Genomic DNA, 24,058 nt, shown 5'->3' with positions numbered 1-24,058 from the left:
ACAGGGAGGAACGGCGATGCTGCGCATCGATCTGAACGGAGACGGCTGGACGTTCGGCGAGGCGGGATCGGCCGAACGATCGCCGGGGCGGGTGCCGGGCTGCGTCCACACCGACCTGCTCGCGGCAGGCAGGATCGCCGACCCGTTCTGGGCCGACAACGAAACGGCGCTCCAGTGGATTGAGGAGCGCGACTGGACCTACGTCCGCACCTTTACGGTCGACGACGAGCTTCTCGCGCGCGATCAAGTGCAGCTGGTGCTCGATGGGCTGGACACGGTGGCGGAGGTGTGGGTCAACGGCGCCGTCGCCTTGAGCTCCGACAACATGTTTCACCGCCACCGCGTCGACGTGCGCGACCTGCTGAGGGCTGGCAAGAACGAGATCGAGGTCCGCTTCGAGAGCGCGATGCGCCGCGTCCGCGAGGTCGCGCGGTCCTTCCGGCCGCCGCGCGAGTTCAACGACCCGGTGGGCGGCTGCGTCGGCATCCGCAAGGAGCAGTGCCAATTCGGCTGGGACTGGGGGCCCCGCTTCGTCACCGCGGGGCTATGGCGTCCGGCGGCGATCGAGGCGTGGAACGGAGCGCGGATCGCGGGCGTGAGGGTGGCGCAGCGGCATGAGGCCGGCCGGGTCAGGATCGCGCTCCATCCCGAACTCGACCGCCTTGATCCCGGCGCGCGGTTCCGCGCGACCCTTTCGCTGGACGATCTAGTGGTCGCGGAGGCGGAAGGGTCCGAGCTTGAGCTGAACGTCGCGGACCCACGGCTCTGGTGGCCGGCGGGGCAGGGCGATCAGCCTCTGTACGAGGTGGTAGTTTCGCTGCAGGGCGCGGAGACACCCGCCTGGCGACGCCGCATCGGCCTGCGCACGGTGTCGCTCGACATGGATTCCGACGGCGCCGAGGTCGCCGCGGAGGACGGACGGTCGATCGGCCGGTTCGGCTTCCGCGTGAACGGCCGCCTCGTCTTCGCCAAGGGGGCGAACTGGATCCCCGCGCACAGCTTCGTCGCGGGGTTGGGTCGCACCGAGCTGGAGCCGCTCGTCCGCGCGGCGGCGGACGCGCACATGAACATGCTGCGCGTCTGGGGCGGGGGCGTGTACGAGGACGACGCCTTCTTCGACCTGTGCGACGAGCTGGGGCTGCTGGTCTGGCAGGACTTCATGTTCGCGTGCACGCTCTATCCGGGCGACGACGCGTTCGTCGCGTCCGTCCGGCGCGAGGCGGAGGACCAAGTGCGCCGCCTGCGCCACCACCCCTCGCTGGCGTTGTGGTGCGGCAACAACGAGATCGTGCTTCTGAACCGCGAGGCGCTGGCGGAGCCCGAACATGGCGAGAACTACCGGCGGGTGTTCCTCGACGCGCTGCCCGGGGCGGTGTCCGCGCTGTCTCCTGAGACGCCCTATATTCACAGCTCGCCGCTGATGACGCCGCCCGGTCGCGAGCCCGCGCCGAGCGAGGACGCCCACGACTGGGAAGTATGGGCGCGCCGCGCGCCTGTGGAGCATCTCGGGACGACGCGTCACCGCTTCCTCAGCGAGTTCGGGATGCAGAGCTACCCGTCGGTCGAGCTCGCCCGCAGCTTCTGCCCAGAGGAGGAACTGAACATCGGTTCTCCCGTGTTCGATTCGCACCAGAAGTTCCGTAACGGCAACGGGGTCGTCCTCGATTATGTGGGCCAGCGCTACCGGTTCCCACGCGACTACGCATCGCTGGCCTATCTGTCGCAGCTGCATCAGGCCTGGGCCGTCGGCGCGGCGGTCGAGCACTGCCGCCGCTCGTCGCCGACCACGCTCGGCGCGCTCTATTGGCAGCTGAACGACTGCTGGCCCGTCGCGTCGTGGAGCAGTCTGGAGTTCGGCGGCGGGTGGAAGGCGCTCCACCACCACGCTCGCCGCTTCTTCGCGCCCACCCTTCTGTCGCTCCGCCAACTCGGCGGCGAGCGTCGCATCATCGGCAACTACCGCGAGAACGACTCGGGGCTGGTCGAGCTGCACGTCGCACATGACGGGCCGGGGCCGCTGCGGGGACGCATTGATTGGCGCTTGATCGACTTCGCGGGGGAGCGGCTGGAAGGCGGTACGCTCGAAGTCGCGATGAACGCCGGCTCGTCGCGAATGCTGGATGTGCTCGACTTGCGCGGCTCGGTGGAGCGGATCGGTCGCGATCGCACCGTACTGCGTGCGGAGCTGTTCGTCGGCGGGAGACGGGCGTGCGAGGCGACCGGCTTCTTCGCGCCGCCTCGCTCGTTGCGCCTAGCCCGCGCGCCGATCGAGGTGACGCGCGACGGCGATATGCTGTCCGTACGCTCTGAGACGTTCCAGCACGCCGTACATCTAGGCCAGCCGGGTGACCGGCGCTGGAGCCTCGACTGGTTCGACCTCTTCCCCGGCGAGGAACGGCTGATCTCGCTGCTCGATCATCTCGGAAGGCCGGCCGCGCTTCCCGGAGAGGTCACTCCCATGTCCCTCGTCGACAGCTATTCTTGAGGCTCGCCGTCGTCGCTGCTCATACGGTCCAGGATCTCGGCGGCCGCTTCGTGAAGCGTCGCCGCGATGCGCGGCACGAACTCGTGCCCGAGGTGCTGGCTGGAGATGCCGAGCCCGGCCACGGGCGGCGCTCCGACGGCCACGCCGACCGATATGGTGTCGTCGGTGAAGCGGAGCTCGGCATAGCCGCGCTCCCTGGCCTGCTCGACCAGTTCGGAGAGTGACTGGCCGGGGAGCTTGCGCTCGCGTACCGGGTCCGACGGTACCGAGGCCGGGTCTAACGGCTCCTTGCCCGCCGCGAGCAGCGCGATGCCGAGCGAAGACTGATCCGCGGGCCAGATCTCGTGGCGCAGGATAGCGTCCTCCACCGATTGGCCAGGCCGCTCATGAAACAAGTAGCAGATCCGGCCCTGCCACAACGTACCGAGGGCGACGGTGTGGCCTTGGCGGCTGAGCCGTTTCAGCACCGGCATTGCCGCCGGTAGCAGCCGCGACGCCATGATGCTCTGCGCGGCCAGCATGTGGAGCGCCGGCCCCGGCCGGTAGCGGCGCTCGGCGTCGCGCTCCAACATTCCCATATAGGCCAACGTGCCGAGTAGCCGGTTCACGCGCGTGTGCGTCAGGCCCATCCTTCGCGCCACCTCGCGCGACCCGATCGGCCGCCGCGCGTCGGTGATGGCGCGCAGGCACTCCATGCCAAGCATCAGGCTGTTGTTCGGTTGCGCCGGTAGCGACTGCATCCTCTCACCATGTCGGAACCGCGGCTTGTTGCCAAGCGGACCCTAACTTAGCGGCGCTGGCGCTTAGAAAGCGCCGTTGAATCGCGACTTGGGAGTTCCTCTGCTTTGTCCACTTGACAAGGTCGTTAGAATGGCGCTGATTTAGTGCCAATAAGGGCCGTCAATGGCTCTCAGTCCTAGGGGAGGTTTCCATGAAGCCGCAGCGCGTCCGCCGCCTGTCCGTGTCAGTGTGCCTATTCGCGCTATCGGCAGTCGCTGCGCCGCAACTCGCCTTCGCGCAGGAAGTGTCGGCTGATCCGCAGCCGAGCCCTGCCGATCCCACGCAGGATCCGGGCGGTGCAGTGCCGGGCGACATCGTCGTGACCGGCATCAGGCAGAGCCTGGCGAGTTCGGTCGCGCGGAAACGCGAGGCCAGCCAAATTCTCGACGTCATCACCGCGGAGGACATCGGCAAGCTGCCCGACGACAACATTGCCGAATCGATGCAGCGCGTGACGGGCGTCCAGATCACCCGCGATCGCGGTGAAGGCTTCGGCATCAACATCCGCGGCCTCAGCTCGCAGACGTCCATCAACGGGCGGCTCGGGCTCGGTACGCGTACGGAGGGCGTCTCCGCGCGCGATGTCGACTTCCGCAATCTCGCCGCCGAGTTCTTTCAGGCGGTGGAGGTGTTCAAGACGCCCGTCGCGTCGAACATCGAAGGCTCGCTCGGCGGCTATGTCAACCTCGTCACGCGCAAGCCGCTCGATCTGAAGGAGCGGACCATCTCCGTCGCGGGCGAGCTGTTGCTGAACGAGTATGCCGAGCGTGCTGACCCGCGCGCGTCATTGTTCTTCGCGGACCAGTTCGCCGACGGCACATTGGGCGTTTCCGTCGCGGCCAACTTCTCCCAGCGGCGTCCCCGGACCGACTTCTTCCAGTCGCTCGGCGGCTGGCAGCGGCTCAACGTCAATCGCCAGACCGGGTTCGATTTTAACGCGGATGGCGTCACGACCGACGTGCTGCGCCCGGTCGACCTCCGGTTCCGGACCTCCAACGACACCCGCACGCGGTACGGCGTCGACGGTACTGTCCAGTGGCGTCCGTCGAGCGAGTTGGAGTTGCGGATCGACGGCAACTACAGCCGCTTCGAAAACGTGATCCGCAACCACTTCTTCCAGACGCTGTTTACCAACAACGCCACGGCGTTCGTGCCGGGCAGCCTGCAGATCGACGAGAACGGGTCGCTTCTCGGCGCCACCTACAACAACCAGGCGGTTCGGGTGGACGGGCGCTACGAGCCGGACGTCAACGAAACCTACCTGATCGGCGGTAACGCCCGCTGGTTGAACGACCGTTTGACCGTGGAGGTGGACGGCAACTACTCCTACGCCGATCGCAGCTTCACGTCCCAGTTCTTCCGGTTCCAGGGGGCGACGAACGCCACGGTGTCGTACCGCTTCCGCGGGAACGACGTTCCGCCGGAAGTGGTGCTGACTAACCCGAACGGGACGCCGTACGATCTCACGACCCCGTCGCTCTTCGTCTCGGACCTGACGCTCGACCGCGTGTTCGACCAGGATACCAGCGAATATGTGGGAAAGGTGGATGTTGGTTACGATCTGGACGCAGGCATTTTTCGCCGCATCGCGGGCGGTGCGCGCCTCACCCGGCGTGATATCCGTTATCGGGTGTTGCAGGCGGCCAATGTGGCCACCAACGCGCGAAACCCGGCCTTTTTCGACCAGGCGACCGGGCGACGCCGGACCGTAGCCGAAGAGCCTCTGTCTACCTTTCTCGCCCCTTTCCCGTTCGGCGACGGCGTGTTCGCGAATTTCGGGGGCAACTTTCCTCGTTCGTGGCTTGTGGCCGATTACGACGAGGGCGATCCCCGTTTCGGCTCCAGCCAGTTCATCGACCTGCTCAACACGCGCGACTTCGGTGGCCGCGTGAACTCGAACCCCGAGCAGTCGGACATCAAGGAAGACACGGACGCGGCCTACGCCTTGGCGGAGCTGGAGGGCGCGATCGGATCCGTCGCGGTGCAGAGCAACATCGGCGTGCGCTATGTCCGCACGCGTCTCGACTCCTCCGGACTGGTGACCGCCGGAACGACTGTCACGCCCATCACGGTCGAGAACGACTATGAGGACTGGTTGCCGGCGGTGAACCTGCAGTTCCGCCTGACGCCGGACGTGGTGCTCCGCTTTGCGGGCGCCAAGGTCATCGAGCGGCCGGACATCGGCCAGCTCTCCGCGGGCGCGGTCATCAACCAATCGTCGGGTACCGCGACGACGGGCAACCCGCAGCTCAATCCGTTCCGCGCGGACCAGTACGACGTCTCATTGGAGTGGTACACGTCGAGGACGGGCCTCCTGTCAATCGCAGGCTTCTACAAGGACGTGGCCAACTTCGTCTCGCTGCAGACGTCGGTCGGCCAGATTCCGGGCGCGGTGCGCTTCGACGGCGGAACCGATTTCCTGATCACACGGCCCTTCAACGCCGGCGGAGCAACGATCAAGGGTTTCGAGGTCGGTGTCCAGCAGGGGTTCGACTTCCTACCGGGATTCCTCGGCGGCTTCGGCGTGATCGCCAACTACACCTTTTCGGACGCCGATACTGACAGCGGAACGCCGATCTTCCGCCTTTCGCGCCATCAGTACAACATCGTTGGCTTCTACGAGCGCGACGGCCTCTCCGCTCGGGCGGCGTATAATTGGCGGAGCCGCTATGCCCTGACCGGCGAGGGCGGCAACTCGGTTCAGGGCATCGGCCTGTTCGAATACATCGCGGCCAACGGCTTTCTCGATGCGTCGATCAGCTACGAGTTCAACCGTAACCTCACGCTCGTGCTGGAAGGGGCTAACCTTCTGAATACCAAGGAGATCCGGTACACGGATGTGTCAAGCCGTCTGCGGGACCTGCAGATTAACGAACGCCGTTATGCGCTTGGAGTGCGGGTCCGGTTCTGAGAATGCCCGCCGTCAAGCTCCGGACCCACCGCGTCGAGAAGCTTTGGGGGCGCCACCAGCTGTTCCCCGGCTTCCCCGACTCCGCGCCGGACGCGGAGCCGGTAGGCGAAGTGTGGTTCCAGGAGCCCGGCAACAGCGCACCCGACCTCTTAATCAAGTATCTGTTCACGGGCGAGAAGCTGTCGGTGCAGGTCCACCCCGACGACGAACAAGCGCACGCCCGCGGCCTCTCGCGCGGCAAGGACGAGTGCTGGACGATCCTGACCGCCGAGCCTGACTCGACGATCGCGCTCGGCACCAAGAAGCCCGTCGACCGCGACACCTTGCGAGCGGCGGCGCTGGACGGGTCGATCGAAGGCTTGCTAGACTGGAAGCCGGTCAAGGCGGGCGACTTCTACTACTCCGCGAGCGGCACCATCCACGCGATCGGGGCGGGCATTACGCTCATCGAGGTGCAGCAGAACTCGGAGACGACCTACCGTCTCTACGACTATGGTCGACCGCGCGAGCTGCACCTGGACGACGAAATCGCAGTGTCTGATCCCGTGCCCTACGAGCCTATCACCGCGCCCGGCGAGGTGGAGGCTGGCCGCACGATCCTAGTGGAAGGGCCGAAGTTCGTCCTAGAACGCTGGCGCGGCGGGCGTGAGGTGACGTTGCCGGAAGATGCCACGGCGTGGCTCGTCCCGATCACCGGCGAGGGCAAGGTCGCGGGCGTGCGCTTCCAGGCCGGCGAGTGCGTGACGGTGACCGGCAGCGAGCGCGTCGAGGCGGACGGAGACGCGTACCTGCTGTTTGCCTATTCGGGCGATAGGCGGCTCTGATCGAGAAAATCGCGGAGCAAGTGCTCATCCGTAGGTCTGTGCGCTAAGCTGAACGAGTGTCTAGTCTGGGAAAAGCAAGAAGAAGCCGAAAGCAGCTGATTGTGGGTCTGTCAGCTAAAAATTTGCGGAGATGGCGCTGTACGAATTTTGGCACTGTGGCCCTGTGGAATGCGCGACGCGATCCGCCCACGTTAGATGCCGATCTCGTACGGCTTCGACCGACCCTGGTCCGGGTCGATCGCCTTCTCCGGTGGCAACCGCCTTGGGTTGGCTTGATCTCCTCGCCCGGAACCGGGCAGCCGCGCTTCCCGGATGTCGCCCGTGGTCTCCAGCGCTGATGTCTTCCCACCCGGATTGCGCGCGAGCTGCCGCTCCAGGTTGCCGGCGCGGTCCACCACGAGCGTGAGCGCGTCGCGCAATCTCGTCACGGTGACCAGGAATGTCTGCTGGTTCACGAGCTTGGTGTCGCGCGTCTCCATGACGGCGATGCCGCGATCGGAGGTGAGCCCCTGGGCCATGTGGGCGTTCAGCGCGTAGGCGAGGTCGAGCCGCTGGAGCATAGGATCGTCGCGGGGCAGGGCGACCCTCACGCCGAGCGACGTCTCGACGGTGACCCGCCTCGTTCCGATCGCGAGCACCCGCGCCTGGTCGGCGTTGAACAGGCCGCGATCGTGGTCGTTCGCCGTCCAGCGGATGCGGTCCTTTTCGCGCAGCTCCAGCTCCTTGCGCTCGTAGAGCTGGATCGGGGTCTCACCATCGCGGGCGCGAAGCTTGGCGGGCCGGAAGGTCCGTTCGCGCCCGCCCGACAAGCGCAGCGTCACCGTCCCGCGCTTCCCGTCGACGCGCTCCACCGTCGCCTTCGCCCGCGGCAGCCGCTGTCCTCGTTGCGCCTGCGCGATCTCGACTACCTGGCCCGGCTGATAGCTCTGCACGTAGCGTAGCTCCTCGTTCGTCAGGCTCACCCGATCGAGCACCTGGAGCTTGATGCTGCCCGGCCCGATCTCGCCGCGCGCGAGGAGCCCGTCCTGCACGGCCCGGTTCACCTCGCCCCGAAGCCGCCGACCGGACGCGTAGATCGCGGTGCTCGCCCGTTCCTCGGGCGGAAGCGCCAGCCAGCGTTCCGCCGCTTCCTGGCTGCCGCGCCCGGGCGCCTCGACCGTGAAGGGCCTCAGCGCCTCCATCGCACGGTCGACCGCGCCGATCTGCGCCGCCGCCGCCGCAGTCCGGATCGCGTCGCCGCGGGCGCGCAGGTTCTCGCTCATCTGCGCGGTGGGCGCGCCTGCCTGCTGCATGACGGAGAACGGCTTGCCCGCGTCGACCGCGCCGAGCTGGCGCGCGTCGCCCACGAACGCCATGCGCCCGACCCCGATCAGGTTGGCGAGCCGGACGAGCTTCTCCTGGTCGGTGTTCGACAGCATGGAGGCTTCGTCGACGAGTATCGCAGCACCCCCGAGATCGCGGCGCGCGGCGGCGGCGAGAGCCGCGCGATCCGGAGCATCGCCCAGGAGCCTCTCGTGGGCCTTCAGGAAGCGGGCGACGGTCATGGACGGGATGCCCGTCTCGCGCTGGAGCATCTGGACAAGCGTGTTCTGGACCGCGAGGCCGAGCACCCTCCCAGCATCGCGCGTGATGATCTCGGCTACGGGCGCCAGCACGCTGCTCTTGCCTGCGCCGGCCACGCCCTGGATCGCGATGATGCGGTCGGGCGAGGCGAGCAGCATCAGGCCGGCCGCGCTCTGTCCGGGGTTGAGGGTGATTCCGGATCGCTCGCGCGCCGCCTCGGCGAGCAGCGACGGGGCGCCGTCGGCGGAAACGAACGCTCGGCCCGACCCACGCCCGATATCCACCTCGCTGAGAATGCGCCGCTCGACGTCGAGCGCCTGGGCGGTGGTCATCATCGAGCCGCGCCGCCCATCGCCGCGCACGAGCTGGCGGGACCGCTCCAGCGTCGCCACACGGCTCTCGACGGTGTCGATCGTGACGGGCAGTCCCGTGTCGAGCGCCGCCTTGAGGATGTCAGTCCGAAGGAATGCCGCCTCGCGCTGCTCAAGGTGACGCAGCGCGGACGCGACCGCGTGCGCCGCGCCGACCGCTAACGCGCTCATGCCCTGCATCGAACGCGGCAGGTACGGGTCAGAGGACGCCAGCCCGAGCCGCTCGCCCAGCCGCTCGAACAGCGCCCGCCCGCGTTCCGCGACGGCGCCCGCGGCGCTCGCCAGTCGTTCCCAAGGGGAGGGCGGGGCGGCCATGCGCGCGGTCGCCTCGGCGACCCTGGCGGGGAGGTCGAGACCGGCCTCGGCGGCGCTGGCCCGCCATGCCTCGACGAGCGCCACGCGGTCCCCGGCGGGCTCCTTCCTGGGCCGCGTCATCAGCGTGGCCGCGTCGTATGCTGCGGGCGATCGCGTTGTCATCTCGGCGACCTTGGCCAGGATCTGCTGCCGCCTGGTGGAGTACGCCATGAGGGCGTTGCGCGTGAAGCCGGCCGCCTCGAAGTTGCCGTGCTTCGACCGGTCGCCGACGTCATAACCGAGCGCCTCTACGCGCTCGCGAAAGCTCGCCATCGCGATCGAGTTCAGGAGCGTGTTCAGGCTCCAGAGCTTTTCGTTGTGGAGCGCGCGCCACTTCCCGTCTGGTCCTTGGGTCACGTTCGCGATCACGGCGTGGATATGGGCCTGCGGGTCCTTCGCCCGGCTGGTGTCGTGTTCGAATAATGCGGTCACGAGATTGCCCGTCGACACCACGCGCTCGCGCCCGCGCACCTCCATCCGGGTCTCCGCCGCGTTCCGCTCGGCCCAGCGGAGCGTGTCCCTCACGGCTTCGCGATACGCGTCGACGATGCGCCGGTCGCCACCGACGAGCGCCAGCAACGACCAGCTCTTGGGCAGCGAGAAGGTGAGGTCGATGCCGGCCCGGTGGCGGTCGGGCGTGCCCACACGCGAACCGTCCGGCAGTTCGCCTTTCAGCAGCGCCTCGAAGCGCTGCTGGTCGACTTCGCCGGTGAGCCCGAGCGCCTCGGCTCCCTTGCCGAACCACTCACCCGCGGGCGCGTCGACGCCCGCGGTGTAGTAGTTGTCGGCGGCGAAATAGGCGCTCGCCCCCTTGGCCGAGCGCACGCTCGCGACGGACAGCATGACCGCGGCTCAGAGGCCGAGGTCATGCTGGTCGGGGCCGTCGCGATCGCCCGCCGCAGGGCCTTCCCGCAGCTCTCGCCGGGAAAGACTCTCGCCTGGCGAGAGCGAGATGACGCCGCGCGCCGGATCGACGGTTCCGGGCCGTCCGACGGGCGGCTGACCGAACCCGTTATCGCTTGGCGTGCCCTGGAAATTGCCCTGGGTCTCCTGCCGATCAAGCGACCGATCGGGGGCACCTTCGGCGCCGGTCCGCGGCACGCGATCGGGACGAGGCTGAACCGGCGGAGGGCCGAACGTACTATTCAACCTGTCCGGAACCCCGGCGCGCTGCGCAGCTTCTGTCCGCGCTCCGTCAGCCGCGACCGCCGCCTCGGCCTCGGCTTCCTGGGGCGCTTCCGGTGAGCGGACGCGAAGCTCGGTGCGGTCGCCGTTCGCCGGGCCCGGACCTTGATCGGCCGCGCCGTTTGTGGACGCTGCATCCTCGGTATCCGAAGCGCTGGTGCCGCGCTGGTCGGGCGCGGTCGGACGCACAGGCAGACGCGGGACAAAAGGCTCGGCTCGGTCCGGGAACGCACGGTATTCGAGCCGGATCGGCGCGGCGGGGAAGCCGTCCGGGAACTTCAGATAACCCTGCAGGCGGGGCAGGTTCATGAGCTGATCGGGGAGCAGCAGCGGCTCGATCTGACGGCGCGGCGTGAGGCTCACGGCGTCGCGGGCGTTGTTGTAGCCGTAGCTGTAGCCCTCCTCCATCTCGCGATACTGACGATGGCCGATGAAGTCCGAGCACCAGGTCGCGGACTCCCGATCGGCGGTCGCGAGCACGAGCTTGGTTCGGGCGAGCGCGGCCAGGGTCATGGCCATGTTGTCGCCATAGGTCTCCTTGAGCTTGGCATAAGCGTGGACGCCCATGACGATCGCGCCGCCATAGTTGCGCGCGGTCTGCAGGCCCTTCTCCAGCGCGGGCAGGCGATGCAGCGCGCCGAGCTCGTCGAAGACGAACCAGACCTTGAGGTCGGAGGTCCGCGGGCCCGCCATGAGCGTGTTCATGGCGGTGTCCATCCAGACGGTGAGCAGCCGCGAGGCGATGCTCATGTCGACATAGCGGGCGGACACGAACAGGAACCCCCCGGGCTCACCCCGGCCGTCGATCCAGTCGCGCACCGAGAAGCGCGGCCCGGTGGTGGGCAGCATGCGGAGCGCCTTAGCGTTGGCGTTGAACACGGCCCGGATCGACTCCGCCATGCGCGCCGCCTCGGGGGCGGTGAGCGGGTCGGCGACGGTGCCCTCCATGAGCTTGTGAACATGGGCGAGGCTGGCCGTCATCAGCTCAGCCGAAAGTGCTGAGTTGGTGGCCCGACCCTCGGCCACGAGCTTGAGGCACATCTCCACGAAGAGCATGCGCGCGGCGAGCACCCAGAACTGCTCGGAGCCGCCGCCGTCATGCGGTACCAGCGCATCCGCGGCGGCCGTGAACGCGGCCTCGTCGGCGCAATCCTCGAACACCGACCATTGCGGGCATCGGGCGTCGAGCGGGTTCAGGATCACGTCCCGTTCGGGCTCGAAGAACGCCTCGATGAACGCTCCGGTCAGGTCGAAGATGACGGCCCGTTGCCCGCGCGTTCGGACCTGGGCGAGGAGATCGCGGAGCGCGACCGTCTTGCCCGTCCCCGTGGTGCCGATCAGCATGGCGTGGCTCTGTTCGAGCCGCCAGGGAAAGGAGACGCCGGCCAGTTCATACGGCTCGTAGAGATTGGCCGCGCGCCGCTCGGCGGGGGAGGCCAGTCGCCATCCCGGCCCAAGCAGCCGGCGATACTCCGTGGCCCGCTCGACCCGGTTGTGCGCGTCGATCTCGGACGCAAGCTGAGGCAACGTCGCGAGGGTCGCGCCGCGCTCGTGACGGCTCTCCTTCGAGCGCCGGCCGAACCAAGCGGCGATCCAGGCGAACGCGATCGTCGCGGGTACGACGATGATGCTGGCGACGAGCGCGCCCTCCCGCACGGCGGCCATGAACTTCGTCCAGGCGGCGACGATCATCGGGTGGCCGGGGGCAGCCTGTATGGGGACGATGAGACGCGCGCCCGACGCCGTCTCCAGGTTCACCGATCGGGTCGGGTCGAACTCGAACCAGAGATAGATGCGGACGTAGAGCCGCATCCAGCACAGATAGCTCTCATGGCCGGTGAGCGCGGCGCTCAGCTGCCACCAGATCAGCCCGCTGAAGAGCATGCCGGCGCAGATCGCGGGCGCCTTCAGGCCGGCCGCGAACATGAAGCCGAAATGGCCGATCAGCTGGCTGCCGCGGGTGAAGTTGACGAGGTCACGCCGCATGGGGACGGCCCTCCGCGGCGAGGCGATCACGCCAGACCTGGAGCACTTGGCCACGCAGGTTCGGGTCGGTGTGCCGGTCGAGCAGACCCTCCATCGCGATCGCGGTGAAGAGCACCTGGTCAAGCGCTTCCGCGATGCGGTCGCTGGTCCCCAGAAGCTCGCGCGCGATCAGCTGGCGCATGAGCTTGCCGACATCCGTCTGGCGCTCATTGACGAGCGCCATGAGGTCGGCGTGCATGGTGCCGTCCATCCGGACGGTGATGTACTTCTTGTACGACACTTCACGTCTCCGTGTTCGTCCGGAGGCGCATGGCCGCTCTTCGCAAGGCCGGAACATAGTAGCAACACGGGATGGCGATTGTAAAGCGCCCGTCTCAGCGCCTGCACTTCGTCTAGCTAACCAAATCAACGGCTTAGCCCGGTCCCACGGCGTGGGACAAAGCTGCACTTTCCGTGGGACCGGAATTAGCTATTTCCTACAGTTACTTAGCCTGCGGCTCGCCGCGTAGGGTGTGCCATGAAATGTTCCCGATTTGGACGTTTCTCGTTCGCGAGGGTCAGGCCAGGATTATCAGGGTTCGTGACCGGATTACGCGCGGATTTCCTAGCCTTCCCGGCGCTTGATGGACAGCGCGAATGTATCTCGCGGGTGAGAGTCACAGGCGTCGTTTGCGCCCCTGGTGACCACATAGCCATTGCTTGCTCCACGAACCCGAGGACCCGTGAGAGAGCAGGACGACGCAACCGAAGTCGGTTTAGCAGCGCCGGCGACCCGATCCATTGCGAACACCGGAAGGGGTCTGGCCCGCTATCGTTTGGTGAAGTTTGAACCGCGAGTGGCCCAATCGACGCTGCACACCTAAACGCCCTTGCGACGCCGACCGCCTCTCCATAGCGTGGGCGACAAGGTGGGGAGGCGGCAATTTGAAAGACGATGAAGTCGCGCCGGGTGCGCCGCCCAGCGGGCCCGTGCAGCTAGGGTCCGTTCAGGCAGGAGCTACCCCGTTCAACGTCGATAACGTAAGTGCGACCTACCGCGGACGTGTGGACCTGACCGATGGCCCGGTATTCGCAATCATCAAGGACTTGCCCCCGCGCGAGCTCGCGAACGAACTCCTGGCCGCAACGCTGGCTTATGCGGCAGGCCTGCCGATCCCAATGCCTATACTGGCGGTCGCAGAGCCTGATACAGGTATCGGAGCGGGCTGCCGCCTGCCGGACCAAAAGGGAGGGTTAGTGTTCGCCTCCGCCGATATCGGCGGGGCATCCGTCCGGCAGATTTATCTCGCTGATCGAACCTCAGCGACGGAGGCGCTGATCGGCGAGCGACTGTCTCAATGGAGTGATGCGGGCCGGCTTTACGGGTTCGATAGTTGGATCGCGAACGTCGACAGAAATGCAGGAAATCTGCTTTTTGCAGGTGAGCGCGATATCTGGTTGATTGATCATGGACAGGGTTTCACCGGCCCTAACTGGAGCGCAGAGGCGCTCCAACCAGCGGCCGAGTACGTGAACAAGCTTCAAGGCTGGTTTACGCCGATGCTGACGGATGAACGGAGGATCGAACTCGCCAGGGATGTAGGAGACGTATGCGATCGCATAAATGCCTCCGAACTGCCGTCATTGGCGGCCATCAGCTACGTGGCAGACCTGCTTAGTGCGGGAGACCTAGAAGCGTTGCTCGCGTTTTTGGCCGACCGTGTTCCGCACGTCCCTCGGCTCGCTACTCGCGCTTTGGGGATGTTGGCATGACGGTGAAAAGCCCTGCCTTGCGCTTCCCGTCGCGGGCGAAAAACCTCCGTGCACATTGGGCACCAATCCTCTTTTCGCCTCGTCCGGACTCGCCAGAGCGGATCGTGGTGGGTGTGGTCGCGGTCTCCGCAACTGGTCACCATTTGGCTGAGGCGAACGCCTGGCGGCGGCTTCATTGCCTTTTCGAGGCGGACGCGGAAACGGCCCAGCTTGCCATCCAAGTCGCTTTCGAGCGGATGCGGGAAACGCTTGCTAAGGTTGGCGTGGAAGGTCTGACGCAATTCCGGCCTCCGTTCACTGGAATATCGCTTGGCGAAGCTCGGATAGGGGAGGCTCGGTCGGAGCGCGAGTTGGCCGAAGCGTGGCTTGCTAACACCTCCTCTTTGTTCGACGCCGACCTAGCAGCGCGAGCCGCTGCGAGCGCCAGTCAGGACGCGGATGAATCGGTCAAACCGGTGAAAGGTGATCGCTTGCCGATCTTGGTGAGGGAGTACGTTGAGCATCGGCGACCTGGCCTTGCCCAGGCGTTCAGTCCGGAGTTTCAGGCCGTTGGTCGCAAGGTGCGGACGCCCGCACAGAAGGTGCGAATTGCGTTCTCAGGGTCAGTTCTTGTTGCCAATTTCGCGACCCTTCCGGCGAGGCCGTCCAAGGTCAAAATCGAGCACGTTAAGAGCCTGATATGGGACTTGGAGCAGGGCAGGGCTCGGGATCACTATGGAGCCCAACGGCGGTTCGAGATGATCGTCCAGCATCAGAGTCGGGATGATCCGCAGATCACCGCGCGACAGTACGAGACTGTACTCGAAGTGCTCGACGAACTTGGTGAGCAAGCTCGCCTGCGTGATCTCGCCATGCGGCCTTATACGGCCGTTCCTCAGATTGGTGATCACTTGATAGAGTTTGAGCGTCGGGCGGCCTAGGTTCTTGGTGCCGCCCGTCCGCCCTTTGGATTTCGACCGCGAGGTCCGTAGCACCTCCGAAGAAGGCCGAATTACCTGTTCTTGCTCGCGCTTCTAGAATGGCACGTCATCGTCGAAGTCATCACCGAAGTCCCCAGGTGATTGCTGCGGAGCTTTCGGCTGGAGCTTCGGTTTCGGCTTCGGCGCGGGTAAGGCCGGGGCTGGAGCTGTCAGGCGCTCACGTTCTCTCTCCTCCGCCTCTTTGTCTGCGCCGATCCACTTTAGGATGGTGCCGACCGTCTGGTATGCATTTGGAGCGTCGGCTAAGGTCGATGTAGTACCTTGGATCCCGGAGAGAAATAGCGCCATAGCGGACATTGCGACAGCATAGTTAAGCCTCGGCCGGTTAAGCTCCGCCGAGAAGTCATCAAGTTGCTCTATCAGACGCTTGCGGCGTTTCGGCTCCATATCGGAGTCCTCAATCATTCCCCTGAGAACGATGATCTGAGACTCGATTTTCGATTTGGTCGAGGTGGATAGTCGAACAGAATGGGGCTTGGCGACCAAGGTGTCGTTGAGCATGATCTCCGCGACGAGCCCACGAATGCGAATTGAGAATGCCTGGTAGGCTTCCCATTCGTTTCGATACTCGCTTTCGTCCGGCAGCTCTAAACCGGGCACGCCAAGCGCCCTCGCTGCCGATGTCATAAGCATCATATATTGGCTGCGCAGCTCGGTGGAGAGATCGCCCGACTGGGTGTTCTCCATGATCTCGTTCATGTTACGCCGGGCCTTCTGTTCCAGCGCAGCGAACTTACGATGCGGCTCATTAGGCGGCCCGTCGTAATCCTCTATATCGAGCAAAGAGTAGTCCATCAGCCCGTTATAGAGGCGGCCCAACGCTTCTGACCACCACCCGCTCTCAAGGATCGAGGCGTGCCGCTGCCAAATGATGCACGGCCCGGATCGCGTCGTTTCGGGCGAGCGTTCTGGGAACCGAAAAGCCGCCCGACGTGGGCCTAACCGCGAGGGCCTCGACCCCTCCCGCAATCGGTCGTTTTCGGGAAGGCTGGTTGTTACCTTGTTCCCCGAAGGGAGGCCTTCTGCGCTACGCGTTGCGCCGGCCGCGTTGTGATATTAGGTCGGGTCTATGGTGGTCCGCGTGGCTCCTCTTTTCAGCTTTCGGACGCTCGCGACGTTGCTCTTGGCCGCGCTGCTGTTTGTCCGGCTGGGACCACTTTGCGAAACCGCCGCGATGGCGGCCAGCCCGGTGGCCTCGGCGATGCCCGGATGCGCGGACCAGCCGCACGATACTCCGGCTAAGAAGATGCAGCCGGCCGCCTGCGCCATGTCGTGCATGGCCGCTTGCGGCGAGGTCGTCACCTATGCCGATGTTCCGAGCTATGGGGCGATAGTGCCCTGGCCCGCGGTGAACATGCCGTTCGACGGAACAAGCCGGGCTCCGGACCCGCCCCCTCCACGAATGGCGTGATCGACACTCGATTTCACAGTCCATTTGACGGAGATTTCCAATGAACACCTACAAGCTTGTTGCCGCCGCGTTCGCGCTCTCCATGTCCACCGCCACGTTCGCCGCTGCGGCTGATTGCTGCCCGGACATGGCGTGCTGCAAGGAAGGCGCTGACTGCTGCGATCATGCCAAGGGCAAGGACGGCGAGCACGCCGACCATGCCGGCATGAACCACAAGTAAGCCGATGGGATGGGGGCGGGCGACCGCCTCCATCTTCACGGTTGAGATCGGAGTGCGCCGGTGGTGAACCTGGCACCCGCCTCGGCGTTGTCCGATAGCGAGGTCTTATGAGCAGAGCGGCTAAGCTGGCGACGGAAGCGTTCGCGATCGGATTAGTGGGCGACGGCATCGTCACCCTGCTTCAACCCCGGCGTCATGCGGCGCTGTGGCGCTTCGGCCCGACCGCCTGGCGCGATAGCATGAAGGTGCTCGAACGCCGCCCGATGCTGACGGCCGCGCTCGGAGCCGCGGAGGCCGGTGCCGGGTTGTGGCTCGCCAGCCGGCAGCGCCGCTGGAAGGGTTGACCGGTCGCGCCTTCCTCGGCCCTCACGGGTGAAGGTGCTCGTCGTCCTCGCAAGCCTCGGTCGGCCCCTCGGTCTGGATCGTGGTGTGCTCGATCCCGAACCGCTCATCAAGCGTGCCCGCGACGGCCTTTCTGACGCTATCGGAGTCCGCTCCCTCGGCCAGCGTCACATGCGCGGTGCAGCTCACCTCTTCGGTCGTCATCGACCAGACATGCAGGTCGTGAACGCCGGCGACACCGGGCGTCGCCGTGATCGCCGCGCGCAGCTCCGCCAGCTTGATCCCGCCCGGCACGCCCTCCAGCAGCACGTTGATGGTGTCGCGCAGCAACACCCAAGTCCGCGGGAGTACCCATAGCCCGATCAGCACCGCCACCACGGGATCGACCCAAGTCCATCCGGTGAACCGGATCGCGAGCGCGCCGATGATGACGCCGACCGAGCCGATCATGTCGGCCCACACCTCCAGATAGGCACCCTTGACGTTGAGGCTGGTCTCCTTGCCCCCGGTCAGCAGTCGCATAGAGATGAGGTTCACCGCCAACCCTATCGCGGCGACGATCAACATGCCGATCGACTGCACGGGTTCGGGCTCGCGGAAGCGCTGGACCGCCTCGACCACGACGTAGATCGCGACCGCGAACAAGAGCATGGCGTTGAAGGCCGCCGCCAATATCTCGAACCGCTTGTAGCCGAACGTCCGCCGATCATCGGCCGCACGCTGGCCGATGCGGATGGCGAGCAGCGCGATCACCAGCGCCGCTACGTCGGTCAGCATGTGCGCGGCGTCGGACAGCAGCGCGAGGCTGTTGAACACGAACGCGCCGATCACCTCGGCGACGAGATAGGTGCCGGTCAGCGCCAGCGCCCATCCCAGCATCTTCGCGTTCGCGCCGGCCGCGTGGTTGTGGGCGTGGCCGCCTGCTCCGTGGTCGTGTCCTGCACCCATGTTCAACTCTCCCGTGATCGCGCGTCGCGTCGTGCGTCCTGCAAAATCTCGATGCCGCCCTTGAATGCGATTAGCGCCGTTGCGAGCCCGACCACCAGGTCGGGCCAGTTCCGCCCCGTCCAGAGCACCAGCGCCCCGCCGACGAGGATACCCCCGTTCGAAATGAAGTCGTTGAAGCTGAACGTCGTCGCCGCCCGGAGATTGACGTCGGGCTGCTTGAGGCGTTGCAGAAGCCGCAGGCAGATGAAGTTCACGATAGCGGCGACGAAGGCCATCCCCATCATCGTCGGGCCGATCGGCTCGCTGCCCTGGAAGTAACGGCGTCCCACGTCGAACAGCACGCCCGCCGCGAAGAGCAAGAGCAAGACCCCGGACACGCCTGCCGCTATATCCTTCCATTTAGGCGGTCGGCTCAGCGCGAGCAGGCTGATCGCATAGACGATCCCATCGGACGCGTTGTCGAGACCGTTTGCGATCAGCGCACTGGAGTCGCCTAGAACGCCGGCGACGCCGAACGCCGCGGCGAGCCCGATATTGAGCAGAAGCACGATCCAAAGCGTGCGCCGCTCGGCTTTGTCGCCTTGCCCGGGCGTCGCGTTCTCGGCCATTCGCGCGCTCCCGATCAGTGAGTCGGCTGGCCGGCGGGCGCTTTCAGCGAACCGGCCGGGCAGCGATGGAAGACGCGCGGCACCCCGCGGTAGTTTGTGGTGCTGATCCGGTCCGCGGTGCGCTCGACCACCGTCAGACGTTTCAACTCGTTCGCCTTCATCATGTCGGGAAAAGGCATATGGCTGTGGGTGTAGGCGATCGCCGATCCCTCGTCCCGGAACAGGCCGGTCGCGAACGGGCCGCGGTCGGGGAGCTGCACCTCAGCGTAGTAGCCGTCGGCGAGGAACACCCAGGCCGGACCCGATGAGCAGTTCTTTGTCTCGCCTAAGCTCCAGATGCCAAATATCGACCTTGGGTTTGCTTCTCCCGATGATGTCCGTGCCTGAGCAGCCGCCGCAAGGGCCAATCCCATCGTCAGTGCAATCATCGTCTCTCCTTTCATCGCCAAGCCACGTGCTATCAGGGGCGGACACGGGACAGGCAGGCTTACTGCTTCCGGCAAACGCGCGTGTTGCCTTGCGCGTTTGTGACTCGAAGCTCGTTGCCCTTCATGGTGGCGCTGCCGTCGTCGCCGACAAATTGGAGGCCCTGCGCGGGTGCGGTCAGGACTCGGGGCCGTTCCTGCTCCGCTTGCCGAAGCTCGATCGACAAGCCCTCGTCCTTGAAGTCTACGAATAGCGGTGCGCCGTCACCACAGGTGTAGAGGTGTCGTCCGCGCACGCCGCTCGCCGTCTCGAAGTCACGCGCGTGGATCTCCTGCTCTGTCGGGGCGCGGGGCTTCTTCTCCTCGGCACATCCCGCGAGAACGACGGCTCCAGTCAATGCCAGCGTGGCGGCCCTGGTTCGCGCGCGCATGACGGTCGTGCCTCGCTCAATGCCGCTCATCCGCGCGCCTCCCGAAGCAAGGTCCGGGTCTTCCAAAATATGGAATGGGCAAAGATTTGGGAACTCCATCGTTATGACCGTGCATCAGCGATCCTTCCCGGTGGAGTTCCCGGAGGGCGCGTTCCGCGCGCGGCTTAGGTCGGCGCGGCGCTTTGAACGATTGCCCTGGCGCGGGGGCGGGCTGGCCGCCCCGCGCAAGTGCCGGTCGAGCGCCTGGTCGGCACCCCCGACGAAGTCGCGAAGCCGCCTGTCCAATCCCGGGATGACGCGCGTCAGGACCCCGCGGCACTCCATCACGTGCCGCAGCGTCGCCCCATGCTCGCTCGCTTCGATGTGAAAGCTCTCGTCAAACCGGAGCAGGCCTCCGACGCCGACCCTCCAGGCGAATGCTTCCGGCTCCGACAAGCAGGTGACCGTCGCGGGCGCGGTGATCGGCCGCCGCAAGATCCGGCTCCGCATACTGTAATCGACGTCGCGTCCGACCTCCGGTGTGCCGGCGGCGGTGACGTACGGGTGCCAGCGGGCATAGGCGTCGAGCTTGGTGAGCGCCGCCCACACGCGCCAGGGCGGTGCCGCGAGCTCGATGCTGTTCTCGATGCTCAGCATAGTCTCGCTCCCGCGCCTCCTTCCGCCGCGCTTCCGATTGGCGACCGATCGCTCACGGTCGGTCCTGCTCGCGCGTCGGACGGTGCCCGGGCTGGGAGAGCACCTCGACGCGCTCCAGCGTGACCAGGCCGATGCCGCGCAGGTCGGCGAGCTCGGCCATAAAGGCGCGCAGGCGCTCCTCGGCGTCGACGATCTCGATCACCAGGGGCGGGTTGTCGCTGATCCCAAACAGGTGATGCGCGTGGATCCGCGAGCCCTGGCCGTACCCTGTGAGCCCGCGCAGCACGGTTGCGCCCGCGAGCCCGCGAGCCCGCGCCTTCTGCACGATCATGTCGGCGACGCGCTCGTCGCCGCACGAGGCGTCCTCGTCCGTGTAGACCTTCAGAAGCGCCGGATCGGTGATGGTCGTCATACGCTCTCCTTGCCTGGACGGCGTGCGCCCGCACGCCGGTCGTACCGCCGCGTCACTCGGCCGGCACCGCCGCCCCGAGCGGCGCCTCGTCGTGCTGCTCCGCGCGCGGACGCTTGGTGCGGGCCAGGATCAGGCGGCTGATCGCCGGGAGCACCAGCAGCGTGAGCAGGGTGGTGGTGATCAGCCCGCCGATCACCACGACCGCGAGCGGCCGCTGGAGCTCGGCGCCGGTCCCGGTCGCGACCGCCATGGGGACGAAGCCGAGCGCCGCCACCAGTGCGGTCATGAGCACCGGCCGGACACGCTCCATGGCACCCTCATGGATCGCTTCCTCCAGAGGATGTCCGCCCGCCAGCCGCTTCTGGATGCTGGTCATCATGACCAGCCCGTTCAGCACCGCCACGCCGGACAGCGCGATGAACCCGACCGCGGCCGACACCGAGAAGTCGAGCCCCGCAAGCGCCAGCCCGAACACGCCGCCCGCAAGCCCCAACGGCACCGCCGAGTAGACGGCGATCGCGGGCGCCGCTCCGCCCAGCGCCATGAACAGGATCGCGAAGATCAGCACGAACACCGCCGGGATCACGATCGAGAGCCGCTGCGAGGCCGCCTGGAGGTTCTCGAACTGGCCACCCCATTCGAGGTAGGAGCCGGTGGCCAACTGCACCTCGCGGCCGACCCTGGCCTGCGCCTCCTCGACATAGGAGCCGATGTCGCGGCCGCGGATGTTGGCGGACACGACCACGCGACGCTTGCCGTTCTCGCGGCTGACCTGGTTGAGGTTTTCCGAGAAGTTGAAGCGCACGAGCGAGCTCAGCGGCACGGAAGAGGCTAGCCCCGCGCCCGACGCGGGCAGCCGGACCGGCAGCGCGCCGACCGCGGCCAGGTCGTCCCGGGTTACGTTGGGCATCCGCACCACGACGTCGAAGCGTCGGTCGCCCTCGAAGAGCAGCCCCGCCTCGCGCCCGCCGAGCGCCGCCGCCACCGTGTCGGCGACGTCCTGGACGGACAGGCCGTAGCGCGCGATCGCGTCGCGGTCGAACTCGACGTTGAGCGTCGGAAAACCCGCCGTCTGTTCGACGCGCAGGTCGGCCGTGCCCGGGATGGTGTTGAGCACCGCCGCGATGCGGTTTGCGGTCTGACCCATGGCGTCCAGGTCGTCGCCATAAACCTTGATGCCGAGGTCGCCGCGCACGCCGCCGATCAGCTCGTTGAAGCGGAGCTGGATGGGCTGGCTGATCTCGTAGGCGTTGCCGAGCAGGCCTTCGAGCCTCTTCTGGACACGCTCGACGACCTGCTCCTTGCTCTCCACGCCGGCAGGCCATTGATCCTCGGGCTTGAGGATCACGAAGCCGTCCGAGATGTTCTGCGGCATGGGGTCGGTCGCCACCTCGGCCGTGCCGGTCTTGGCGTAGACGACCGCCACCTCAGGCAACGCCGACAGCTCGCGCTCGATCCGGCGCTGCATGGCGAGCGACTGGTCGAGCGAGGTCGACGGGATACGGATCGCCGCGACCGACAGGTCCTTCTCGTCCAGGGTCGGTATGAACGTCCGGCCGAGCGTCGTGAACACCAGGCCCGCGACCGCGAAGATCGCGACCCCTGCGCCGATGAACGGCCAGGGGCGCGCAAGCGCGCGACGGAGCCAAGGGTCGTAGCGGTCCTTCGCGACCGCGATCACCTTGACCTCCTTCTCCGACACCTTGCCCCGGATAAGCACCGCGACCATCGCCGGCACGAAGGTAAGCGAGAGCACGAACGCGCCGGCGAGCGCCAGCATGACCGTGGTCGCCATGGGCGAGAACATCTTGCCCTCGACGCCCTCGAAGGTGAGCAGAGGCGCGAAGACGAGGAAGATGATGGCCTGGCCGTAGATGGTCGGCTGGATCATTTCGCGCGAGGCCGCGATCGTCTCCTCCAACCGCTCGCGAAGGGTGAGGAGGCGTCCCTCATGGTGCTGGCGTTCGGCCAGTCGCCGGAGCGAGTTCTCCACGATGATGACCGCGCCATCGACGATGAGACCGAAGTCGAGCGCCCCCAGGCTCATGAGATTGCCCGACACGCCGAACCGGTTCATGCCGATCGCCATCAGCAGGAACGACAGCGGGATGATCAGGGCCGCGATGATCGCCGCCCGGATGTTGCCGAGCAGCACGAAGAGGATGGCGATGACGAGGAGCGCGCCCTCGGTCAGGTTCTTCTCGACGGTTCCGATGGTCGCGTTGACGAGCTTGGAGCGGTCGAGGAGCACCCGGATCTGCACGCCGGGCGGCAGCGACTTCTCGATCACCTTGAGCCGATCGGCCGTCGCCTGCGCTACGATCCGGCTGTTGCCGCCGACGATCATGAGCGCGGTGCCGACCACGCCCTCTTGTCCGTTGACACTCGCCGCGCCCGTGCGGAGCTCGCCGCCGATCGCGACCTGGGCGACGTCGCGGACCTGGACGGGCACGCCCTCGCGCGTGGCGACCACCGCGCGGCCGATCTCGTCGAAAGAACGGAAGCGGGCGTCCGCGCGGACGAGGAAGGCCTCTCCGCCTCGCTGGATGAAGTTGGCGCCGACCGACAGGTTGGCGCGCTCCAGCGCGTCGGCCAGGTCGGAGAAGGACACGCCGAGCGCCGACATGCGCGCGGGGTCCGGCTGGACCACATACTGCTTCTGGTAGCCGCCGATCGAGTCGACGCCGGCCACGCCCTCCACCGAGCGGAGTTGGGGACGGATGATCCAGTCCTGGACCGTGCGCAGATAGGCGAGCCGCGACACCTCGTCGGTCAGGCGCTCGCCCTCGGGCGTGAGATAGGAGCCGTCGGACTGCCAGCCTGGCCGGCCGTCCTTGCGTGCGCCCGGCGCCGGCCTCGGCGCGAACTCGACGCCGTACATGAACACCTCGCCCAGGCCCGTGCTGAGCGGGCCGAGCTGCGGCTCCACGCCGTCGGGCAGCGCGTCGCGCGCCTGGGTCAGGCGCTCGGCGACCTGCTGGCGGGCGAAGAAGATGTCGACGTCCTCGTCGAAGATCACGGTGACCTGGCTGAAGCCGTTGCGCGAGATCGACCGGGTGCTCGCGATGCCGGGGATGCCGGCCATCGCGGTCTCGACGGGGAAGGTGACGAGCCGCTCCATGTCGAGCGGTCCGAACGCCGACGCGCTCGTGTTCACCTGCACCTGCTTGTTGGTGATGTCGGGCACCGCGTCGATCGGCACGCGGGTGAGCTGGAAGGCGCCGTAGATGGCGACCACAAGCGTGATGAAGAGCACGACCCATCGCCCCCGGACGGAGGCGGAAATCAGGCGGTCGATCATGAAAGAAGTCCCGGGCTGCGTGCCGCGACGCATGCGCTAGGCGTGTCGCGGACGCTTGAATGGTTGAGAGCGCGACCGATCATCTCGCGCGGCGTCGCCGCGGTGAACATGCCGGCCCGCTCGGTGGCACCGC

General features: G+C 66.7%; 20 protein-coding genes. 7 read left to right on the top strand and 13 right to left on the bottom strand.

Annotated elements, in window-relative coordinates:
- The first annotated feature begins 16 nt into the window (after positions 1–16).
- Positions 17–2,485, top strand: coding sequence for a beta-mannosidase (locus tag CKY28_RS07015; protein ID WP_095997568.1), 2,469 nt, complete (start codon positions 17–19; stop codon positions 2,483–2,485).
- Here CKY28_RS07015 and CKY28_RS07010 read toward each other — a convergent pair.
- The gene (locus CKY28_RS07010; RefSeq protein ID WP_095997567.1) at positions 2,476–3,225 is read right to left on the bottom strand and encodes an IclR family transcriptional regulator; all 750 of its coding nucleotides are present in this window, start codon (positions 3,223–3,225) and stop codon (positions 2,476–2,478) included. The two genes, CKY28_RS07015 and CKY28_RS07010, sit on opposite strands and share 10 nt — an antisense overlap.
- Positions 3,226–3,416: 191 nt before the next feature.
- Here CKY28_RS07010 and CKY28_RS07005 point away from each other — a divergent pair, with 191 nt between their 5' ends.
- Both CKY28_RS07005 and CKY28_RS07000 read left to right on the top strand, forming a co-directional pair.
- On the top strand, positions 3,417–6,176 hold the full coding sequence (locus tag CKY28_RS07005; protein ID WP_095997566.1) for a TonB-dependent receptor: 2,760 nt from the start codon (positions 3,417–3,419) through the stop codon (positions 6,174–6,176).
- Positions 6,177–6,178: 2 nt separating this feature from the next.
- The gene (locus CKY28_RS07000) at positions 6,179–7,000 is read left to right on the top strand and encodes a class I mannose-6-phosphate isomerase (RefSeq protein ID WP_095997565.1); all 822 of its coding nucleotides are present in this window, start codon (positions 6,179–6,181) and stop codon (positions 6,998–7,000) included.
- Between the two features lie 191 nt (positions 7,001–7,191).
- On the opposite strand, the gene mobF is transcribed toward CKY28_RS07000, so the two are convergent.
- Genes mobF through CKY28_RS06985 form a run of 3 tightly spaced genes read right to left on the bottom strand, consistent with a single transcriptional unit; the run spans position 7,192 to position 12,739 of the window.
- On the bottom strand, positions 7,192–10,131 hold the full coding sequence (gene mobF / locus CKY28_RS06995) for a MobF family relaxase (RefSeq protein WP_095997564.1): 2,940 nt from the start codon (positions 10,129–10,131) through the stop codon (positions 7,192–7,194).
- 9 nt (positions 10,132–10,140) lie between these two features.
- Positions 10,141–12,459 carry a type IV secretion system DNA-binding domain-containing protein gene (locus CKY28_RS06990; protein WP_095997563.1) on the bottom strand — a complete coding sequence of 773 codons (2,319 nt, stop codon included), beginning with the start codon at positions 12,457–12,459 and terminating at the stop codon, positions 10,141–10,143.
- A complete protein-coding gene (locus CKY28_RS06985) occupies positions 12,449–12,739 on the bottom strand; it encodes a hypothetical protein (RefSeq protein WP_095997562.1) in 291 nt (96 codons plus the stop codon). Before CKY28_RS06985 ends, CKY28_RS06990 begins: the two co-directional genes overlap by 11 nt.
- A 764-nt stretch (positions 12,740–13,503) precedes the next feature.
- On the opposite strand from CKY28_RS06985, the gene CKY28_RS18195 reads away from it, so the two are divergent.
- Complete coding sequence (locus CKY28_RS18195) at positions 13,504–14,211, top strand: HipA family kinase (protein WP_176472984.1); 708 nt, start codon at positions 13,504–13,506, stop codon at positions 14,209–14,211.
- Positions 14,208–15,131: a hypothetical protein gene (locus CKY28_RS18190; protein WP_141243871.1), complete on the top strand. Its 924-nt coding sequence runs from the start codon at positions 14,208–14,210 to the stop codon at positions 15,129–15,131. Before CKY28_RS18195 ends, CKY28_RS18190 begins: the two co-directional genes overlap by 4 nt.
- Before the next feature lie 93 nt (positions 15,132–15,224).
- Here CKY28_RS18190 and CKY28_RS06975 read toward each other — a convergent pair whose 3' ends face one another.
- Entirely contained in the window at positions 15,225–15,986 is a 762-nt protein-coding gene (locus tag CKY28_RS06975) for a hypothetical protein (protein WP_095997560.1), read from the bottom strand.
- A gap of 261 nt (positions 15,987–16,247) precedes the next feature.
- A complete protein-coding gene (locus CKY28_RS18185; protein WP_141243869.1) occupies positions 16,248–16,493 on the bottom strand; it encodes a hypothetical protein in 246 nt (81 codons plus the stop codon).
- Positions 16,494–16,642: 149 nt separating this feature from the next.
- Here CKY28_RS18185 and CKY28_RS06965 point away from each other — a divergent pair, with 149 nt between their 5' ends.
- Together CKY28_RS06965 and CKY28_RS06960 are read left to right on the top strand one after the other, a co-directional pair.
- A complete protein-coding gene (locus tag CKY28_RS06965) occupies positions 16,643–16,822 on the top strand; it encodes a hypothetical protein (RefSeq protein ID WP_095997558.1) in 180 nt (59 codons plus the stop codon).
- A gap of 107 nt (positions 16,823–16,929) precedes the next feature.
- A complete protein-coding gene (locus tag CKY28_RS06960) occupies positions 16,930–17,166 on the top strand; it encodes a hypothetical protein (protein ID WP_095997557.1) in 237 nt (78 codons plus the stop codon).
- A gap of 22 nt (positions 17,167–17,188) precedes the next feature.
- On the opposite strand, the gene CKY28_RS06955 is transcribed toward CKY28_RS06960, so the two are convergent.
- The 7 genes from CKY28_RS06955 to CKY28_RS06925 form a co-directional block, all read right to left on the bottom strand.
- The gene (locus tag CKY28_RS06955; protein WP_095997556.1) at positions 17,189–18,112 is read right to left on the bottom strand and encodes a cation diffusion facilitator family transporter; all 924 of its coding nucleotides are present in this window, start codon (positions 18,110–18,112) and stop codon (positions 17,189–17,191) included.
- Positions 18,113–18,114: 2 nt separating this feature from the next.
- The gene (locus CKY28_RS06950; protein ID WP_095997555.1) at positions 18,115–18,720 is read right to left on the bottom strand and encodes a cation efflux transmembrane domain-containing protein; all 606 of its coding nucleotides are present in this window, start codon (positions 18,718–18,720) and stop codon (positions 18,115–18,117) included.
- Between the two features lie 14 nt (positions 18,721–18,734).
- Positions 18,735–19,148 carry a hypothetical protein gene (locus CKY28_RS06945; protein ID WP_245841667.1) on the bottom strand — a complete coding sequence of 138 codons (414 nt, stop codon included), beginning with the start codon at positions 19,146–19,148 and terminating at the stop codon, positions 18,735–18,737.
- A gap of 59 nt (positions 19,149–19,207) precedes the next feature.
- Positions 19,208–19,606, bottom strand: coding sequence for a hypothetical protein (locus tag CKY28_RS06940; RefSeq protein WP_342747149.1), 399 nt, complete (start codon positions 19,604–19,606; stop codon positions 19,208–19,210).
- A gap of 84 nt (positions 19,607–19,690) precedes the next feature.
- Entirely contained in the window at positions 19,691–20,212 is a 522-nt protein-coding gene (locus tag CKY28_RS06935) for an SRPBCC domain-containing protein (protein ID WP_095997553.1), read from the bottom strand.
- A 52-nt stretch (positions 20,213–20,264) separates the two neighbouring features.
- Positions 20,265–20,624, bottom strand: a complete 360-nt coding sequence (locus CKY28_RS06930; RefSeq protein WP_095997552.1) for a DUF190 domain-containing protein — start codon at positions 20,622–20,624, stop codon at positions 20,265–20,267.
- 52 nt (positions 20,625–20,676) lie between these two features.
- On the bottom strand, positions 20,677–23,925 hold the full coding sequence (locus CKY28_RS06925) for an efflux RND transporter permease subunit (RefSeq protein WP_095997686.1): 3,249 nt from the start codon (positions 23,923–23,925) through the stop codon (positions 20,677–20,679).
- Positions 23,926–24,058 lie beyond the last annotated feature (133 nt).

This window comes from Sphingomonas lenta (assembly GCF_002288825.1).
Taxonomy (GTDB): domain Bacteria; phylum Pseudomonadota; class Alphaproteobacteria; order Sphingomonadales; family Sphingomonadaceae; genus Sphingomonas; species Sphingomonas lenta.
The sequence above is the reverse complement of the archived record's forward strand: the minus strand, read 5'-3'. Positions and strand labels throughout refer to the sequence as shown.